Annotated in this window: 18 protein-coding genes; 9 read left to right on the top strand and 9 right to left on the bottom strand. The window is 33.2% G+C overall.

What is annotated here, in order from left to right; translation table 11 throughout:
• Nucleotides 1-46: 46 nt before the first annotated feature.
• The 4 genes from SYN6308_RS10975 to bfr (SYN6308_RS10990) all read right to left on the bottom strand — a co-directional run bounded on the left by SYN6308_RS10975 (nucleotide 47) and on the right by bfr (SYN6308_RS10990) (nucleotide 2,881).
• Complete coding sequence (locus SYN6308_RS10975; RefSeq protein WP_017294490.1) at nucleotides 47-1,111, bottom strand: glycosyltransferase family 4 protein; 1,065 nt, start codon at nucleotides 1,109-1,111, stop codon at nucleotides 47-49.
• A gap of 143 nt (nucleotides 1,112-1,254) precedes the next feature.
• Nucleotides 1,255-1,860, bottom strand: coding sequence for a superoxide dismutase (locus SYN6308_RS10980; protein WP_017294491.1), 606 nt, complete (start codon nucleotides 1,858-1,860; stop codon nucleotides 1,255-1,257).
• A 78-nt stretch (nucleotides 1,861-1,938) separates the two neighbouring features.
• Nucleotides 1,939-2,406: a bacterioferritin gene (bfr, locus tag SYN6308_RS10985; protein WP_017294492.1), complete on the bottom strand. Its 468-nt coding sequence runs from the start codon at nucleotides 2,404-2,406 to the stop codon at nucleotides 1,939-1,941.
• Nucleotides 2,407-2,416: 10 nt separating this feature from the next.
• Nucleotides 2,417-2,881, bottom strand: a complete 465-nt coding sequence (gene bfr / locus SYN6308_RS10990) for a bacterioferritin (protein WP_017294493.1) — start codon at nucleotides 2,879-2,881, stop codon at nucleotides 2,417-2,419.
• A 347-nt stretch (nucleotides 2,882-3,228) separates the two neighbouring features.
• On the opposite strand from bfr (SYN6308_RS10990), the gene SYN6308_RS10995 reads away from it, so the two are divergent.
• From SYN6308_RS10995 to SYN6308_RS11010, 4 genes are all read left to right on the top strand, one after another.
• Complete coding sequence (locus SYN6308_RS10995) at nucleotides 3,229-3,645, top strand: Fur family transcriptional regulator (RefSeq protein ID WP_017294494.1); 417 nt, start codon at nucleotides 3,229-3,231, stop codon at nucleotides 3,643-3,645.
• 106 nt (nucleotides 3,646-3,751) lie between these two features.
• Nucleotides 3,752-5,887, top strand: coding sequence for a glycine--tRNA ligase subunit beta (gene glyS / locus SYN6308_RS11000; RefSeq protein ID WP_017294495.1), 2,136 nt, complete (start codon nucleotides 3,752-3,754; stop codon nucleotides 5,885-5,887).
• Between the two features lie 287 nt (nucleotides 5,888-6,174).
• The gene (locus SYN6308_RS11005; protein ID WP_017294496.1) at nucleotides 6,175-6,471 is read left to right on the top strand and encodes a type II toxin-antitoxin system Phd/YefM family antitoxin; all 297 of its coding nucleotides are present in this window, start codon (nucleotides 6,175-6,177) and stop codon (nucleotides 6,469-6,471) included.
• Nucleotides 6,461-6,796, top strand: a complete 336-nt coding sequence (locus tag SYN6308_RS11010) for a Txe/YoeB family addiction module toxin (protein WP_017294497.1) — start codon at nucleotides 6,461-6,463, stop codon at nucleotides 6,794-6,796. Before SYN6308_RS11005 ends, SYN6308_RS11010 begins: the two co-directional genes overlap by 11 nt.
• Before the next feature lie 43 nt (nucleotides 6,797-6,839).
• Here the strand turns inward: SYN6308_RS11010 and SYN6308_RS11015 are convergent, their stop codons facing one another.
• From SYN6308_RS11015 to SYN6308_RS11030, 4 genes are all read right to left on the bottom strand, one after another.
• On the bottom strand, nucleotides 6,840-7,925 hold the full coding sequence (locus SYN6308_RS11015; RefSeq protein WP_017294498.1) for an AI-2E family transporter: 1,086 nt from the start codon (nucleotides 7,923-7,925) through the stop codon (nucleotides 6,840-6,842).
• Nucleotides 7,926-7,981: 56 nt separating this feature from the next.
• Nucleotides 7,982-8,293, bottom strand: a complete 312-nt coding sequence (locus tag SYN6308_RS11020; protein WP_017294499.1) for a hypothetical protein — start codon at nucleotides 8,291-8,293, stop codon at nucleotides 7,982-7,984.
• Between the two features lie 34 nt (nucleotides 8,294-8,327).
• Nucleotides 8,328-8,885, bottom strand: coding sequence for a hypothetical protein (locus tag SYN6308_RS11025; protein WP_017294500.1), 558 nt, complete (start codon nucleotides 8,883-8,885; stop codon nucleotides 8,328-8,330).
• Between the two features lie 87 nt (nucleotides 8,886-8,972).
• Nucleotides 8,973-9,983, bottom strand: a complete 1,011-nt coding sequence (locus SYN6308_RS11030; RefSeq protein ID WP_017294501.1) for a glycoside hydrolase family 10 protein — start codon at nucleotides 9,981-9,983, stop codon at nucleotides 8,973-8,975.
• A gap of 222 nt (nucleotides 9,984-10,205) precedes the next feature.
• Here SYN6308_RS11030 and argC point away from each other — a divergent pair, with 222 nt between their 5' ends.
• The 4 genes from argC (at nucleotide 10,206) to SYN6308_RS11050 (ending at nucleotide 14,568) form a co-directional block, all read left to right on the top strand.
• Complete coding sequence (gene argC / locus SYN6308_RS11035; protein ID WP_017294502.1) at nucleotides 10,206-11,264, top strand: N-acetyl-gamma-glutamyl-phosphate reductase; 1,059 nt, start codon at nucleotides 10,206-10,208, stop codon at nucleotides 11,262-11,264.
• An 88-nt stretch (nucleotides 11,265-11,352) separates the two neighbouring features.
• A complete protein-coding gene (locus tag SYN6308_RS11040) occupies nucleotides 11,353-11,661 on the top strand; it encodes a hypothetical protein (RefSeq protein WP_017294503.1) in 309 nt (102 codons plus the stop codon).
• A gap of 174 nt (nucleotides 11,662-11,835) precedes the next feature.
• Complete coding sequence (locus SYN6308_RS11045; protein ID WP_017294504.1) at nucleotides 11,836-12,717, top strand: amino acid ABC transporter substrate-binding protein; 882 nt, start codon at nucleotides 11,836-11,838, stop codon at nucleotides 12,715-12,717.
• 273 nt (nucleotides 12,718-12,990) lie between these two features.
• Entirely contained in the window at nucleotides 12,991-14,568 is a 1,578-nt protein-coding gene (locus SYN6308_RS11050; RefSeq protein ID WP_017294505.1) for an NAD(P)H-quinone oxidoreductase subunit 4, read from the top strand.
• A 136-nt stretch (nucleotides 14,569-14,704) separates the two neighbouring features.
• Here SYN6308_RS11050 and SYN6308_RS11055 read toward each other — a convergent pair whose 3' ends face one another.
• Nucleotides 14,705-15,256 (bottom strand): hypothetical protein, encoded by a 552-nt coding sequence (locus SYN6308_RS11055; RefSeq protein WP_017294506.1) that lies wholly within the window; start codon nucleotides 15,254-15,256, stop codon nucleotides 14,705-14,707.
• A gap of 292 nt (nucleotides 15,257-15,548) precedes the next feature.
• Here SYN6308_RS11055 and SYN6308_RS11060 point away from each other — a divergent pair, with 292 nt between their 5' ends.
• Nucleotides 15,549-16,676 (top strand): esterase-like activity of phytase family protein, encoded by a 1,128-nt coding sequence (locus tag SYN6308_RS11060; protein ID WP_017294507.1) that lies wholly within the window; start codon nucleotides 15,549-15,551, stop codon nucleotides 16,674-16,676.
• The last annotated feature ends 136 nt before the right edge of the window (nucleotides 16,677-16,812 follow it).

A 16,812-nucleotide genomic window follows, 5' to 3' on the forward strand; every position in this document is an offset into this window, starting at 1 on the left:
TTAATAGCTTTCTGAAAATCAAATCCTAAATATGTCAGGTGTTCACTTATCCCATATTTGTTATAATTTTTAGGGTTTCTTGGGCTGTTTTTTCCCAAGTAAATTTTTGGGCTTGTTTTAAGCCTAATTCCCTCAAGTTCGATCGAACTCCCTCATCTTTTGCTATGGTGTTCATAGCGCAACTAATCTCATTAATATCATGGGGATTTACTAATAAACAAGCATCCCCTGCTACTTCGGGTAAGGAAGAAATATTAGATGTAATCACAGGAGTGCCACACGCCATCGCCTCCAATACGGGAAACCCAAAGCCTTCCCAAAGGGTAGGAAAAACAAGGGCTTGAGCTTGATTAATCATTATCGGTAAATCTTGAGAGCTAACGTAATCTAAAAATTTTACTTGAGTTTCTATGCCTAGTTCGATCGACTGTTGTTGTAATAATGGGGTATATCGATCGTCCCTTGGTCCTGCTAACCAAAGTTGATAATTTTGATGATCTTTAAACTTAGCAAAAGCCGAGATAATTCTATTAACATTTTTATGGGGATCATGTCTGCCTAAATAGAGAAAATAAGGTGTTTTATTCTCATTTTTTAAGTTATCAATTACTCGAAATTTTTGTTGATTATAACCTAGATAAATAGGCGTAATTTTCTGAGCTGAAATTTGAAAATAATTCATAATATCGTCTGCCGTTGCCTGAGAATTGCAAATAATATGTTCAGCTTGACGACAAACTTGAGGAATATAGTAACGAAAATAAGGAGTTAGGGGAGAATTTTTTTTCGGAAACCGTAAAGGGATTAAATCATGAACCATGACAATAGCCTTACATTTGCTAAATAAAGGCATTTCTGGTACAGGAGAAAACAATAAATTTGACTCTAATTTATGATAGATATTTGGTAAATTAAATTGAGTCCATTTCAATCGGAAAAAATGCCCTTTACTGCCATAATCTGGGCTAAATTTTTCACTAATAAAATAAGGATTTTGATAGTTAGAATTATTATATTTTTCTGCTAATAAACTGGTATAGGGTAAAAAAGCAAAATAAGGTATAATATTATTTATATAATTGGTTATCCCCGTCGGTTTTTCCACCAACATCGATAAGTTTAACAGTAATGGGTTCGATCGAGTTATATTAGTCAATGAAATGAGAGATGAGGATTGCTATAAATAATAAAGGTGAATGACATTATTTTACCTAAAACCTAACACCTAAAACCTAACACCTATCCTCATTAAAACTAGACTGTTGCTTGAGCAAAATTTTCTGCCACAAAATCCCAGTTAACTAACTTACCTAAGAAATCACCGATATAATCAGGGCGCTTATTTTGATAGTCTAAATAGTAAGCGTGTTCCCATACATCCATGGTTAATAAAGGAGTTTGCCCAGCAGTGAAAGGATTATCAGCGTTACCAGTTTTAGTTACTTTTAAAGTATCACCATCTAAAACTAACCATGCCCAACCGCTACCAAATTGAGTAGCACCTGCGGTTTTAAAAGCCTCTACAAATTTATCAAAACCACCAAAATCGGCGTTGATTTTATCGGCTAATGCACCGCTAGGAGTGCCTCCCCCATTGGGTTTCATACATTGCCAATAAAAACTATGATTCCATGCTTGAGCGGCATTATTAAAAATACCAGCTTGGCTAGGATTGGTAGCCGTAATTTTGATGACTTCTTCAATGGATTTAGAGTCTAATTCTGTACCTTGTACAGCGTTGTTAAAGTTGTTAACATAAGCTGCATGGTGTTTATCGTGATGAAATTCTAAGGTACTTTTAGAGATGCAAGGCTCTAAAGCTGTATATTCGTAAGGAAGTGTTGGTAATTGATAAGCCATATTATTGATCTTACTATCGGTTACTCTCCTTATCATATCAAACTTTGTGTTTACTTTCTCCCTAAGGAAGATAATCCTCTACATTTGAGATTGTAAATAGTTTTGTAAACCGATTTTGTCAATTAAACCTAGTTGTTTTTCTAACCAGTAAGCATGATCTTCCTCGGTATCTGCTAGGATAACCATTAAAATATCTCTAGTTTGGTAATCTTGTTCTTCTTCACAAATAGCGATAGCTTCCTTTAAGTCACTAACTACTTTATACTCTAAATCAAGATCACTTTTGAGCATTTCAGGTACATTTGAACCAATATTTAAGCCATCTTGTTCAGATAAATCGGGAGTTGTCTCTAAAAACAAGATACGCTTAATTAACATATCTGCGTGGTGGGTTTCATCCTGCATTTCATGATCAATACGATCGAACAACTTATTTAAACCCCAGTCTTGATACATTCGAGAATGGGTAAAATATTGATCTCTAGCGGCTAATTCACCCCGTAAAAGTTTTTGTAGCTGTTTAATAACTTTTATGTTTCCTTTCATGAAAAACTCCTTAAATCATTGATTGTAAATAATTTTCTACCCCTGAATTAGACATCAACCATTGTTGAGATTCTAACCAGTCAATTTCTTCCTCTGTTTCTTCTAATAATTCTGTTAATAAATCTCGACTTACATAGTCTTGTGTTGACTCACAAAAATTAATAGAATTACGAAGACTATTAGCTATTTCCATGGTAAAGGTTAAATCATTAGCGATAATTTCTGGCACATTTTCACCGATGAGTAACTTTCCTAAACTTTGTAAATTAGGCAAACCTTCGAGGAAAAAGATACGTTCGATAATTTTATCCGCTTGTTTCATTAACTTAATAGAATAACGATATTCGTACTCATTGAGTTTATTTAATCCCCAACTTTTGCTCATTCTTGCATGAAGAAAAAATTGGTTAATAGCAGTTAATTTTAACTTTAATATATCATTAAGTTGAACTTTTACTTCTTGATTTCCTTCCATCACATTATACGTTAATTTAGTTAATCTATTATAACTTAAATTTTCCTAATTATGGTATTATTTATTTATCTTTAAAAAAATTGACAATTATTTAACAATACTGAAAACTATTTCTTCTTTCATTTATTCTTGTCTGTTCGATCGAATCAAAATTTATTTTATTAAATCAAACTACTATATGGGATAATAATATTTGTATAGCAATTATCCTAGATTTCAAATAAGGATAATCCTAGATAAGTTGTTAACTTTTATAATTAATAACTGATAAAATTATCACTTTTTAAAAAATAGTTTATTTAGATCAATAAACAGTAAAACATAAGTATATAAATCCAGCTAATACAATGTTTGTTAAATTTACAAAAAATCAACAAAATATTTTAGAATTTTTAAAACAATTAAAGGGAGAAATAACGGCTCAAGATTTACATATGAATTTAAAAGAAAAAGATTTTAAAATAGGTTTAGCCACGGTATATCGAACTCTTAAATATTTACATTTACAAGGAATTATTCAAGAAAGAATAACTCCTAATGGTGAGTCATTATATGAGTTGATAAAAGACTCCCATCATCATCATTTAAACTGTGTAAATTGTGGTCGATCGAGCCTTTTAAAAGAGGATTTTTGTCCGATAAATAAGCAGTTAACGAACTGGTGTGCATCTCAAAACTTTAAACTATACTATCACACTTTAGAGTTTTTTGGCTTATGTGAACATTGTCAAAATGAAGTAAATAAAGCTAATTTATCTAATTAATTATCTGGATTATTCATTATCAATTATCTCTGATCTTGAAACATTGATTATTGAGAGACAATAGTTGATAATTAAAGGAAAAGTGATTATAGAAAAATTTTAAAATATGCCGAATTTTCTCTTAGAAATTGGTACAGAAGAACTACCAGCAGATTTTATCGATAGTGCCATTAAGCAATGGCAAAGTAAAATTAGACAAAATTTGAGCGATGAATTTTTGTCCCCAAAAGATGTTAAGATTTATGGTACTCCTAGAAGATTAGCTGTATTTATTGAAGGATTAGAAATTAAACAGCTCGATCGAGAAGAAGAAATAAAAGGTCCTCCTGTAAACAGTGCCTTTAAAGATGGTAAACCCACCCCTGCCGCCGAAGGTTTTGCCCGAAAACAAGGGGTTTCGGTGACGGATTTTCACATCAAAACCACCGATAAAGGAGAATTTATCTTTGTAAACAAAAAAACTGAAGGAAAAAAAACCACAAAAATTTTAACGGATTTAATACCCCAATGGATTACCAAGTTAGAAGGTAGAAGGTTTATGCGTTGGAGTGATGGCGACTTGCGTTTTCCCCGTCCCATTCGTAGTATTATTGCCCTTTGGGATGAAGAAATTTTGCCCATTGAATTAGTCAGTGGTTCAACTACTTTAAACAGCGATCGAGTGACAACAGGACATCGTGTTTTAAATCCTTCTCCCGTCACCATTGCCTCCCCAAACAAATATGTAGAATCCTTAGAAAATGCTTATGTGTTAGCGGATGTAAATAAGAGAAAAACCAAGATTGAAGGAGAAATAAAAATATTAGCGGATACTGTAGGAGGAAAAGCGGAAATTTACCCCGATTTGTTGACAGAAGTTACTAATTTAGTAGAATATCCCACCGCAGTATTAGGAAAATTTGAGCCAGAATTTTTAGCATTACCTGCAGAAGTCATTAGTACTGTCATGGTGACACATCAACGTTATTTTCCCATTAAAGACGAAAATGGGGAATTATTACCTTATTTTATCACTATTTCTAACGGAGACCCCAAAAAATCTGACATTATCGCCACAGGAAACGCTAAAGTTATTCGAGCGCGGTTGGCGGATGCTCAATTTTTCTACCAAGCTGATTGCGATGATCATTTAGAGACTTATTTACCCGAATTGGAAACGGTAACTTTTCAAGAAGATTTAGGCTCAATGCACGATAAAGTTAATCGTATCATCGCCATTAGTCAACAAATTTCTGAACAATTAAACCTCAATGAAACACAACGTACAGAAATTGAAAGTACTGCTTCTTTGTGTAAAGCTGACTTGGTAACGCAAATGGTGTATGAATTTCCTGAATTGCAAGGGATTATGGGGGAAAAATACGCCCTCGTTAGCGGTGAATCTTCTACGGTGGCTAAGGGAATTTTTGAGCATTATTTACCGAGAAATGCAGGGGATACGATGCCTCAAACTTTGAATGGGCAAGTAGTGGGTATTAGCGATCGCATTGATACTATTGTGAGTATAATCGGTTTAGGTATGATTCCTACGGGTTCGAGTGATCCTTTTGCCTTGAGACGATCGGCAAATGCTATCATTAACATTACATGGTATGGTAATCTTCATCTCAATTTGCAGACATTATTAACTCAAGCCTGTGAGGAATTTGTGACTGCCCATGAAGAAAAAAAATCCCCTTTAAATACTATTAAAGAGTTTTTTGTGCAAAGAATTAAGACTCTTTTACAAGACGAGTTAAACATTGATTATGACTTAGTAAATGCTGTATTAGGTGACAATGATTCGGAATATATAGAAAGGGCTTTAAATAATTTATTAGACATAAGAGATAGGGCTTTATTTTTACAACAAATTCGTAATAATGGTACTCTAGCTCAAATTTATGAAACAGTAAATCGATCGACTAAATTAGCATCTAAAGGTAGTTTAAATAGTCAAGAATTAAATCCTGATAAAGTAATTAATGCAGATTTATTTGAGTCTATTTCTGAGAAAGAATTATATCAAGGTTTAGTGACATTATCTCCTATTAGTCAACAAGCTAAAAATGAAAGTAACTATCAATTATTAACGGATGCTTTACTAGAAATTAATCCTAAAATTAGTAACTTTTTTGATGGGGAAAATAGCGTTTTAGTCATGGCTGAAAATGAGAGTGTGAAAAATAATCGTCTCAATTTGCTAGGGTTATTGCGCAATTATAGTCGTATCTTAGCTGATTTTGGCTCGATCGTTAAATAAATAAGACATAGATAATAAATATATTTGTTGCTGTCGGGGTTGAATAATATTCAACCCTAACTTATCTAAATTGTTAATGATGAACTTAGGCGATTTACGAGAAAGAATTTACCCATCTTCTGTATAATTCCCCCTTTGTTAAGGGGGGTTAGGGGGGATCATGGAGGTATATTTATTATTAGAAATCACCTTAAAAAAGTTTAAATTAGTTCAGTAATTTTTTTTTAATTTTGAGGTAAACTAAAAGGATAAAATAATGTACGGAATAACTGTACAGGTTGTTTAAAATGTTCTCCATAGAAACAAGTTATACTCAAGCACGGGAAAATTTAGCGAATCTGCTTAATGAAGTCGAAAATAATAATAGTATCGCCGTTATTAAGCGTCGTAATCATAAAGATATTGCTTTGATAGGTGCTGATGATTTATCTAGTCTTTTAGAAACTGTGTATTTATTGCGATCGCCAACCAATGCCCAAAGATTATTAGAAGCCTTAGAAGATTCGAAACAATGGGATAAACAACAATCTCCTTCTCCCCATACTGTAAAAGATTTATGTGAGGAGTTAGGGATTGAAAGGTAAAAAGAAAAAAGGTGAAAACCAAAAAGAAAAAATTATCGAAATTCAATCTATTCAAGTTAAAGTAAGGTTTCCAGTTTTTCATCCTCGTTTTCGGGAAGATTTGAATTGGTGGTATCGTACAGATAAAACAAAAGCGAATAAGATTCTTGATTTGATTGAGGCTATTATGAAATCACCCTTAGAAGGCATTGGAAAACCAGAAGTACTTAAATTTTTAGATTCTGACACATGGTCTCGTAGAATTGATTTAGAACATCGATTAGTCTATCGTATTAGACAAGAATATATTGACTTTTTACAAGCACGTTATCATTATGAAAAATAATGAATTAGTTTAGATAATTCAAACGATCAAATACAAAAAATTTTTAATCATGATCAATAATTAACTCTTCATTATTAATTAATTCTTCACTGTTAATAAACTCTTGGGGCGATCGAAAATCATCGATAATTTTTTTAATTACACTAGCTAAAGGTACGGCTAAAAATACCCCTAATAAGCCTCCTATTTTTGCACCAATAACAAGAGAAATAATTAACCAAACAGGATTTAAACCAATTAATTCTCCCATAATACGAGGAGCAAAAACATTGTCAGTGAGTTGGTCAATAATAGTAGCACAAATAAAAAATAATAGGGCTAATTGACCACTTTTAAAAATTAATAATAAAGTACCTAAAAGAGTAACAATGCCCCCCAATAAAGGTACTAAACTAGCAATACCAATGCCAAAGGCGAACAGTATAGCATAGGGTACACCCAGTAAAACGAAAATAAAACCTCGCACAATACTAGCAATACCAACTAAAATTAAACGACTGAAAAAATAATCTTTGAAAGTTTCGCTTAAATAATTAGGGATTTTTTCGTGCCAAGGTTCGGGAAACCAACTAAAAATTCCTAGCCAAAATTTCTCTCCTCCTATTAATAAAAATACAGTTAAAATTAGAATAAATAAAACATTAAACACACTGTTAATCGTGGTGAATAAAATATTAACAGTTTGCCCTCCTACGGTTTTAATAATAGTAGAAATTTTGCTAGTTATTTGTTGTATAATCGAGTCCACATTAATAGAAAGTTTATCAAAAATAGGTAATTCTGATAAAAGATATTTATTAGCTTGATCAACCCATTTAGGCGCACTAATTAAAAGTTCTTGTAATTGTTGACTCAAAATCGGTAGTAAGATAAAAGTAGTGATAATTAAAACAAATAAAGCAGATAAGAGAACGATCGTAATCGCTAAAGCTCTTTTAACACCTTTTTGAATTAATAATTTGATCAATAATTCTAGTAAAAAAGCGAGAATACTAGCAATTATTAAAAAACTAAAAATAGGTTGAAAATAATTGATTAAAAGAGTTAATAAAAACCCATTTAAACAAAGTAAAGGAAAAATTAAACTTAGACGTAACCAACGGGGAATTTCTCCCAATTTCTCTAACATTCTTTAAATCGATAATTTTTTTAATTCCTAATTCTTAATTCCTAATTCCTAATTTATTATCTTCCTTGTCTTGCTCTTAAACCTTCATTAAAACCTCTGGAATAATCGGAGGAATTGCGAGGATTATCATATCTTAAGCCATTAAAACCGTCTTGACGACCTCTGAAATATTCTTCTTGAGGAGTTGAAGGTCCGTATCGTTCTTGAGTTGCTCTTTGATTACTCCGAATAATGGCGCCTACTCCTGTTGCTGCCCCAACTCCTAACATGAAATCTCCGAAACTAGCTTGAGCGGGTTTAACGGAAAATGTTATCCCTGTAATTACAGTTGTTGCGATCGTGCCTATAGTAAAAATTTTTGATTTCATCGATTTATTTGTATATATAGTTAATAATAGAGAATTAAGGTAGTTGTTCTAACCACCCTTTTATTTCAAGATTGATAATTTTAGGTTCGTTATCAATTAAAGCAAAACGAATTTTATCGGTACTAACAGACAGATATTTTTGTCCTTCTTCTGTGGTTAAATTTGTGCCTCTAATTCTTGTCACTACAGCCATTTGTCCATCTTCGGTGATTTTTGTAGTGGTGTAAGAATTGATAACTTCTCTGTCTTTTACCCTGTCAAAACTATTTTTAAGATAAAATTCATGTTCTTTTTTACCTTGTAAAGAAGTGATAACGGTTGTATTATCTGAGTCCATAGTCACCGTAGAAAGAATATAAGGACTAAAAAAATTGACAATTTCTGCTAAATTTTCCTCTTTTTCCGCTTTTTCGATCGAACTTAGGATTTCCGTCATTTTTTCTTGAGTTAATCCTGTGCTATTTTGTGCCATTAAGACTTCTTTATCTTCCGTTGCATTAGCTGGGGAAGTATTAACAAGATGAGGAATAGCCACCATTTGACTGGTAATTAACCCCGTGAGAAATAGATTGATTAAATGATTTTTTTTCACTGGTTGAATAGAATAATTTGATATAGTTTCACCAAAAATTATATAACAATCGACAAAAAATAAGATATTAATGTTGATTATCCTAGTTTATTCTTTAGCGGACAAAGTACCTAAAATTCTATATTCCCAACAAAAGATTGAAAATCCGTAACCCAAACTTTGACTAATATCTATTTGCTTCTGTATTTCTGAAGATGTCTTAAAATTACCAAAGTTACCCGCATAAATTCCAATGGCTACGGGCATTGATTTTGGTAATCGATGAATTTCAGAAGTAAGGATTGATCGTTCAAATTCTTCCGCATTCGATCGATATATTTGAATCACAACCTCATCAATATATCCTCGTTTCGCCCACTTTAACCAGTCTTGATTATATTTTTCTTTAGAAAAACCGTAAGGATTAGGAGATAAACTAAAAACAAAATCAGGATTAATTTTCTCCAGACGTTGTTTAACCTTAGCTGTAAGTTCATTCATCGCCGTAGTATAATTACCGAATTGACGAGGTACAGACCAATGATCATCAAACTGTATTCCTGCTAAACCTTTATAACTAGCAACTTCTTCAATCATGGCTAAAATATATTGTTGTACGTCTGGATGTTCAGGATTAAGCCAGACAAATCCATCAACAACGGTTTCTCCTGAAGCAGTTTTTAATAACCAGTCTGGATTATTTATGGCAATAGAATCATTAGACATCAACATTAAACCATACTCTAACCAAGCATATAATTTTAAGCCTTGACGTTGGGCTTCTTTTTCTGAGGCTTTTAAAACATCTGTAAATGGTGGCACAACTAACGGGTTACTTTTGATGTGTTGAGAGGGATAAAGTGTGCCTCCAAAGCCATAAGCACTAACATAAACATGGGTATAACCAGACTTAGCTAAATGAGCAAAAACATTATCTAATAACGTTGTATGATGAAAAAAAGAGGTTGCAATATTTGTTACCCAAACACCTCTAATACTATCTGATTTTTCAATGTGAGATTTAAAAGAAGGTGCAGGGCGTAATAGGAAATAACCTAATAAAATTAAGGGCAATAAAATTAGATTTCTTTTCTTTGACAAATATTTGCTGATATTCATGTTTTATTAAAATTGAGAATGGAAAATGGAGAATGGAGAATGGAGAATGGAGAATTAAGAAAATATCTTCTTATCTTCTTATCTTCCTGTATTCCTGTCTTTGTGTTTCCCCAACTCCCCAACTTCTCATCAAAATAATATGGGGCAAAATTAAGAATAATTCGATCGAACTGGTTAATTTCGTACTAAAATTCAGCAAAAGTTGAAATTATCGGGAAAATCATGAGCGAATCAAAAAAAATATCCGTCGGTATCGTGGGCGCTTCGGGCTATGGTGGTGTACAGTTAGTAAAAATTTTATTAGAACATCCTCAAGTAGAAATCGTTTATCTTGGGGGAGATAGTAGTGCAGGAAAAGAATACGGGGATTTGTATCCCCATTTACAACATCGAGTTAAAACCAAAATCGAACCCATTGACATCGACTCGATCGCCTCCCGTTGTGATGTGGTATTCTTAGGATTACCCAATGGCTTGGCTTGTGACATTGCGCCTCCTCTCATCGAAAAAGGATGTAAAGTTTTAGACTTATCCGCCGATTATCGTTTTAAAAATTTAGATACCTACACCGCATGGTATAAAACCGAAAGAAAAGATAATTCGATCGCATCTCAAGCTGTTTATGGTTTACCCGAATTATATCGAGAAGACATCAAAAAAAGTAGCTTAATCGGTTGTGCAGGATGCTATCCTACCGCCAGTTTATTAGCCCTTGCACCTCTGTTAAAACAAGGTTTAGTACTCCCAGAAACCATCATCATCGATGCTAAATCTGGCACGTCTGGAGGAGGCAGACAAGGCAAAATTAATTTACTCCTAGCGGAAGCGGATAGCTCATTGGGAGCGTATGGAGTCGCAAAACATCGTCATACCCCAGAAATTGAAGAAATTTGCTCAGATTTAGCCCGAAATGAAGTAAAAGTGCAATTTACCCCCCATTTAATCCCCATGCCTAGGGGGATTTTGTCCACCGTTTACGGCACATTAAGAGATCCGGGGTTAGTTACAGAAGACTTACTCACTATTTACACGGCGTTTTATCGTAATTCCAGTTTCGTTAAGGTATTAGGCAATGGTATCTATCCTCAAACAAAATGGGCTTGTGGTACAAATTTGGCTTATCTGGGCATTGAAGTTGATACTCGTACAGGGCGCGTAATTGTTATGTCTGCCATCGATAATTTAATTAAAGGACAAGCAGGACAAGCGGTACAATGTTTAAACTTAATGATGGGATGGGCTGAAGATTTAGGTTTACCCACCTTAACATTTTATCCATAAAGTTCGACAGCGTAAAACGGGCTTCTAGCCCGTATCCAAAAGGAGATAGAAAAAAGTTTAAAATTAAAGATGAATTGAGGTATAAAAAATGAATCCAACCATCGAAGTTAGTATCGTAGATGTATTATCAAGGTTAGAAAGCAAAATTGATTATTTAACTAATGATGTTAACCAAATCAAAGTAAACCTAGCAAAAATCGATGAAAAGGTTAATAGTCTTGATCAAAAAGTTAATAATCTTGATCAAAAAGTTAATAATTTAGAAACAAGTTTTAATGATAAATTATCAAGTTTAGAAACTAATTTTAATGATAAATTATCAAGTTTAGAAACTAATCTTAATGTTAAATACTCAAGTTTAGATAAACGATTGGGCAATATAGAATTTGTAGTTTGATCGATTGCGGGAGGAATAATTATCGCTTTATTATTAGTTTTTACCCGTTATCTTTTTCCCAACGTCACTTTGTAATTTTTATTAATTCTTGAAAATCACTAAAATTTTAGCCGTTGCCTGTTACTTTATAAGGTTATTTTGTTATTGTGAGGTATATCAATAATCTCCAAAAATATGATCATTAAACATAAGATTATTAAAACTTTTTTGACTGTTAGTATTTGCACATTGGGCTTGTTTCCTATGGTTGATGTTAAAGGGGAAACAATTTTAGAAGAAATTAATCGCACAGGTTTATTAAAAGTAGGAGTCAGAAACGATGCCATTCCCTTCGGTTATCGTGTTAATGGAGAATTACGGGGAATTTGCGTTGATGTTATTCGCATCATCAGAGAAGAATTGAGAAATAAGCTCGATCGAGATATTATTAGTATTAATTTAGTGGTTTCTAGTTTAGATAATCGTTTTAGTATCGTCGAAAATAACGTTGTTCATTTTGAATGTGGACCTAATACTATTAGAAAATTAGAAGATTATCAAGTAAGTTTTTCTGAACCTTTTTTTCTCTCTGGAATTAAGTTTATCGTAGCCAAAGATAAACAACAAAATTTAATCAATTCTGACGGGAAAGATTTTACAATTGGTTTACTAAAAAACACCACCACAGAAATATTTATTAAGGAAAAATATCCCCAAGCAAACTTTGAGTTATTTCAAGGTTTAAGAGGCAGTGAAAGAGGTTTACAGGCGTTAAAACAAGGAAGAATAGATGCTTTTGCTGATGATGGTATTTTATTACTTGGTCAATCGATCGCCCAAAGATTACCCTTAGGAGAAAATCATAATTTTATTTTAGCACCCGACCCTCCTTTTACTTGTGAAAAATATGGTTTAATTATTCCGCAAAATGATCCAGATTGGGAAAATTTTGTTAATAATTCTGTTAATCTTGAGCAAAAAATGGGCATTATTAATAATTGGTTTAAAGATTTTTTACCCTCTATTAGTACTAAAAATACGATCGAAAAATGTCAATTAAACATCTCAAAAAAATAGTTTGTAGTGAGGGTTTTAACCCTTACTCTAACAATTATGAAAAATCAGGGCTGAAGCCCTTACTACAAACAAGTAAAATTTTTTTGGGAAGAAGTCAAATGTATTATTTAGAATCAAAAACAAAAATTAACATAAAAAATTGTTAGATTCTGAAAAAATCTTGCTAGATTGTTGATATAGGCTCATTATCTAACTATTGAGACAAGTCTATAACTAATTTAAAAACCATAGACTAGATAACTAATAAGCATTTATACAGCAACTTACTTACAAATGGATTTAACAAATTTTCCTTGGCTAACAACCATTATTCTGTTTCCTATCATTGCCTCTTTATTCGTCTTCATTATTCCTGATAAAGATGGTAAAACCGTTAGATGGTATGCCTTAACCGTTGCCTTAATCGATTTCGTTTTAATTGTCTATGCCTTTTATCAAGGCTATGACTTCAATAACCCCGACTTACAATTAGTCGAAAGTTATACATGGGTTGCCGATCTTGACCTAAAATGGTCAGTAGGTGCTGATGGTTTATCCATGCCTCTAATTTTGCTCACAGGCTTCATCACTACCTTAGCTATTCTAGCGGCTTGGCCTGTCAGTTTAAAGCCTAAATTCTTTTATTTCCTCATGTTGGCAATGTATGGCGGACAAATTGCCGTGTTTGCTGTCCAAGATATGTTACTTTTCTTCCTCGTGTGGGAATTGGAATTAGTGCCAGTGTATCTTATCCTCTCCATTTGGGGTGGTAAACGGCGCTTGTATGCGGCCACCAAATTTATCCTTTATACCGCCGGAGGCTCGTTATTCATCCTTGTAGCGGCCTTAACCATGGCTTTTTATGGCGATACCGTCACCTTTGATATGGTTTCGATCGCACACAAAGATATAGGATTTAACCTTCAGTTATTGTTATATGCAGGGTTATTAATCGCCTACGGTGTCAAACTACCTATTTTTCCCCTCCATACATGGCTACCCGATGCCCACGGAGAAGCTACCGCCCCTGCCCATATGTTACTAGCAGGGATTTTGTTAAAAATGGGAGGTTATGCCTTCTTAATTCGCATGAACGCAGGAATGTTACCCGATGCCCATGCCACTTTTGCCCCAATTTTAATTATTTTGGGGGTAGTAAACATTATCTACGCCGCCTTTACTTCCTTTGCCCAACGTAACCTGAAACGTAAAATTGCTTATTCCTCCATCTCTCACATGGGATTTGTGTTGATTGGTATTGCCTCTTTTACCGATATTGGTATGAGCGGAGCAATGTTACAGATGATTTCTCACGGCTTAATCGGTGCTAGTCTATTCTTTATGGTAGGTGCAACGTACGATCGAACCCATACCCTAATGTTAGACGAAATGGGGGGAATTGGGCAACAGATGAAGAAAATATTTGCCATGTGGACAACTTGCTCTATGGCTTCTCTTGCACTACCCGGTATGAGTGGATTTGTAGCAGAATTGATGGTATTTATCGGCTTTGCCACCAGTGACGCTTATAGCCTCACCTTCAAAGTAATTATGGTATCCCTTGCCGCCGTTGGTGTCATCTTAACTCCCATTTACCTGCTATCGATGTTAAGAGAAATCTTATACGGAGAAGAAAACAAAGAATTAGTATCTCATACTAAATTAGTCGATGCCGAGCCTAGGGAAGTATTTATTATTGCTTGTCTTCTCATTCCCATCATCGGTATTGGATTATACCCGAAAATCGTCACCCAAATTTATGATGCTAGTACTCAAAAATTGACAGCATTACTACGTCATTCCGTACCCAGTTTACAAGTTGCCGAAAACAAATCTCAATTTGTTGCTTTAAAAGCACCCGATATTAATTAACAATTCACAATTAACAATTCACAATTAAAAAGTTCGTAGTGAGGGTTTTAACCCTTATTTATCAATGGCTAAAGCCATCACTACAAACTTATTTGATAAATAACACCATTTTCCATTCTCAATTCTCCATTTTCCATTAATTATTGACTTCTGCCATTTCAAAAACTCGGTTATCGTAATCTTTCACTAAAAAATTGAGGGGGGTTTCCTGACGAATTTTGTACTTTAAACGGCGAGATTGTACCCTTAATAATAATGCGTCTAGGCACTCTCGATCGAAACAAACATGACGTTGACAATCCTTATATCCCAAACCAGCGCCGCCGATAATATGGAGTTGGGTATTTTTTTTCAGTTGATACCATAATCCATCACTAGGCTTCGGCATAGTATTATTAAAAGTTGATCCCATATAAATAGGATCAAAGGTACTAGCACTTAAACTTTGCTCATAGTTATAGTAATAATGAAGGGGAATATCAGCAATAGGTAAATCTAGTAATTCCTCGTAAAATTGTTTGGCAATATTCACATCAGACACCATCACAGTATAAACCTTGGGCGCACTGGTTAAAAACATCCACATCGCACCACCATAGGCTATTAACAACATTACCATGATGCCCTGAGTGGAAAACAAACTATCGGTTAACTCTGGGAAAAACAACGAAAAATAAATATTAACCATCGTTAAACTGCCATTTATAATCTATTTCTTTTAAAATATTAACCTATCTTGTCTATTATTAACTTAGGGTGAACCATTAAATTATAGATGACGGTAGGAGATAGGAGTCAGGAGACAGGAGATAGGAGATTCGATACATACTGAAACATCAAGGTTTTGATGTTATTTATACACAAAGAAAGTATAATTATAATTTACGAAAATAAAGTCAAATTTATTTTATTATTACTCTTAAACCTTTAAGAATAAAGGTTTTTTATAGTTAACTCAGGTAAATTTAGATGATTAAAAAATGATAAGAATTATTAAAAACTTAAGTATTATTTTCTGTTGTTTCCTTCTTATTTTTAGTATTAATAACTTAAAAATTTTAGCAGAAAATAGGGTATTTTTAGACTTAAAAATGGAGTTTTTAGGAGAATATGACTTAAAAGATTCTACTTATCAAGATACTGTTATTGGCGGTTTATCTGGCATAACTTATAATCCTCAAAAAAATCTTTTTTATGCTATTTCTGATGACAGAGCTAATTTTTCTCCTGCCCGTTTTTATACCCTAAATATTGATCTCAATAACGATAAAATTAACAAGATAAATATTGAAAATGTCACTTTTTTAAAGAATGAAAAAGGGGAGTTATATCCAAAAAATACTACTGATACAGAATCCATCGCATTTAGCCCTAGAAATAGTTTATTTATTAGTAGTGAAGGAGTAAAAAATACTAATACTCCTCCTTTTATTAAAGAATATGATTTAAAAGGAAACTTTAAAAGTAGTGTGAGAATACCAGAAAGATATATCCCCATCGAAGGAGAAAAAAAAGGCATCGAAAATAACTTAGGTTTTGAATCTTTAACCATCAAAGCTAATGGTATCATGCCCCAAGACCCCTTTAGACTTTTTACTGCGACAGAATCCGCCTTAGTGCAAGATGTCGATCGAAATAACCCTGAAACCGTGCTACGATCGAGATTAATGCACTATGTCATTAACCCCTTTGGTGATCCTGTGTTAGTAGGAGAACATTTATACTTAATAGATAACCCCTCCTTAGGAGTATTTTATAACGGGCTTTCAGAATTGTTAGCACTACCCGAAGAAGGCTATTTATTAAGTTTAGAAAGGACTTTAGGATTAAGAGGATATGGAGTAAAAATTTTTCAATTATCTATGGCAAATGCTACAGATATTTCTAATCAAAAAAGTTTAGGAAATAATCTTAATAATATAACTCCTATTCGCAAAAAATTAGTTTTTGATTTGCAAAAATTACCCATAAAATTAGATAATATAGAAGGCTTCACTTTTGGACCTCGTTTAGCAGATGGTAGTCAAAGTTTAATCATGGTTAGTGATAACAATTTCTCTAAAAATGACAAACAAAAAAATCAATTTTTACTATTCAAACTAAATTAACAATTAACAATTAACAATTAAAAGTCTCCCTTATTCATTATCCCTTATTCATTATCCATTCTCCATTCTCCATTCTCCATTCTCCATTATCCATTCTCCATTCTCCATTATCCATTATCCATTCTCCATTCTCCAT

It is taken from the genome of Geminocystis herdmanii PCC 6308 (genome assembly GCF_000332235.1).
Taxonomy (GTDB): Bacteria; Cyanobacteriota; Cyanobacteriia; order Cyanobacteriales; family Cyanobacteriaceae; genus Geminocystis; species Geminocystis herdmanii.

Excerpts from the sequence above, each read along its gene's own strand:
- bfr (WP_017294492.1), bottom strand. The coding sequence starts at position 2,406 with ATGAAAGGAAACATAAAAGTTATTAAACAGCTACAAAAACTTTTACGG.
- SYN6308_RS11020 (WP_017294499.1), bottom strand. The coding sequence starts at position 8,293 with ATGAAATCAAAAATTTTTACTATAGGCACGATCGCAACAACTGTAATT.
- SYN6308_RS10995 (WP_017294494.1), top strand. The coding sequence starts at position 3,229 with ATGTTTGTTAAATTTACAAAAAATCAACAAAATATTTTAGAATTTTTA.
- SYN6308_RS10980 (WP_017294491.1), bottom strand. The coding sequence starts at position 1,860 with ATGGCTTATCAATTACCAACACTTCCTTACGAATATACAGCTTTAGAG.
- bfr (WP_017294493.1), bottom strand. The coding sequence starts at position 2,881 with ATGGAAGGAAATCAAGAAGTAAAAGTTCAACTTAATGATATATTAAAG.
- SYN6308_RS11015 (WP_017294498.1), bottom strand. The coding sequence starts at position 7,925 with ATGTTAGAGAAATTGGGAGAAATTCCCCGTTGGTTACGTCTAAGTTTA.
- SYN6308_RS10975 (WP_017294490.1), bottom strand. The coding sequence starts at position 1,111 with ATGTTGGTGGAAAAACCGACGGGGATAACCAATTATATAAATAATATT.
- glyS (WP_017294495.1), top strand. The coding sequence starts at position 3,752 with ATGCCGAATTTTCTCTTAGAAATTGGTACAGAAGAACTACCAGCAGAT.
- SYN6308_RS11045 (WP_017294504.1), top strand. The coding sequence starts at position 11,836 with ATGATCATTAAACATAAGATTATTAAAACTTTTTTGACTGTTAGTATT.
- SYN6308_RS11005 (WP_017294496.1), top strand. The coding sequence starts at position 6,175 with ATGTTCTCCATAGAAACAAGTTATACTCAAGCACGGGAAAATTTAGCG.
- SYN6308_RS11050 (WP_017294505.1), top strand. The coding sequence starts at position 12,991 with ATGGATTTAACAAATTTTCCTTGGCTAACAACCATTATTCTGTTTCCT.
- SYN6308_RS11055 (WP_017294506.1), bottom strand. The coding sequence starts at position 15,256 with ATGGTTAATATTTATTTTTCGTTGTTTTTCCCAGAGTTAACCGATAGT.
- SYN6308_RS11040 (WP_017294503.1), top strand. The coding sequence starts at position 11,353 with ATGAATCCAACCATCGAAGTTAGTATCGTAGATGTATTATCAAGGTTA.
- argC (WP_017294502.1), top strand. The coding sequence starts at position 10,206 with ATGAGCGAATCAAAAAAAATATCCGTCGGTATCGTGGGCGCTTCGGGC.
- SYN6308_RS11030 (WP_017294501.1), bottom strand. The coding sequence starts at position 9,983 with ATGAATATCAGCAAATATTTGTCAAAGAAAAGAAATCTAATTTTATTG.
- SYN6308_RS11060 (WP_017294507.1), top strand. The coding sequence starts at position 15,549 with ATGATAAGAATTATTAAAAACTTAAGTATTATTTTCTGTTGTTTCCTT.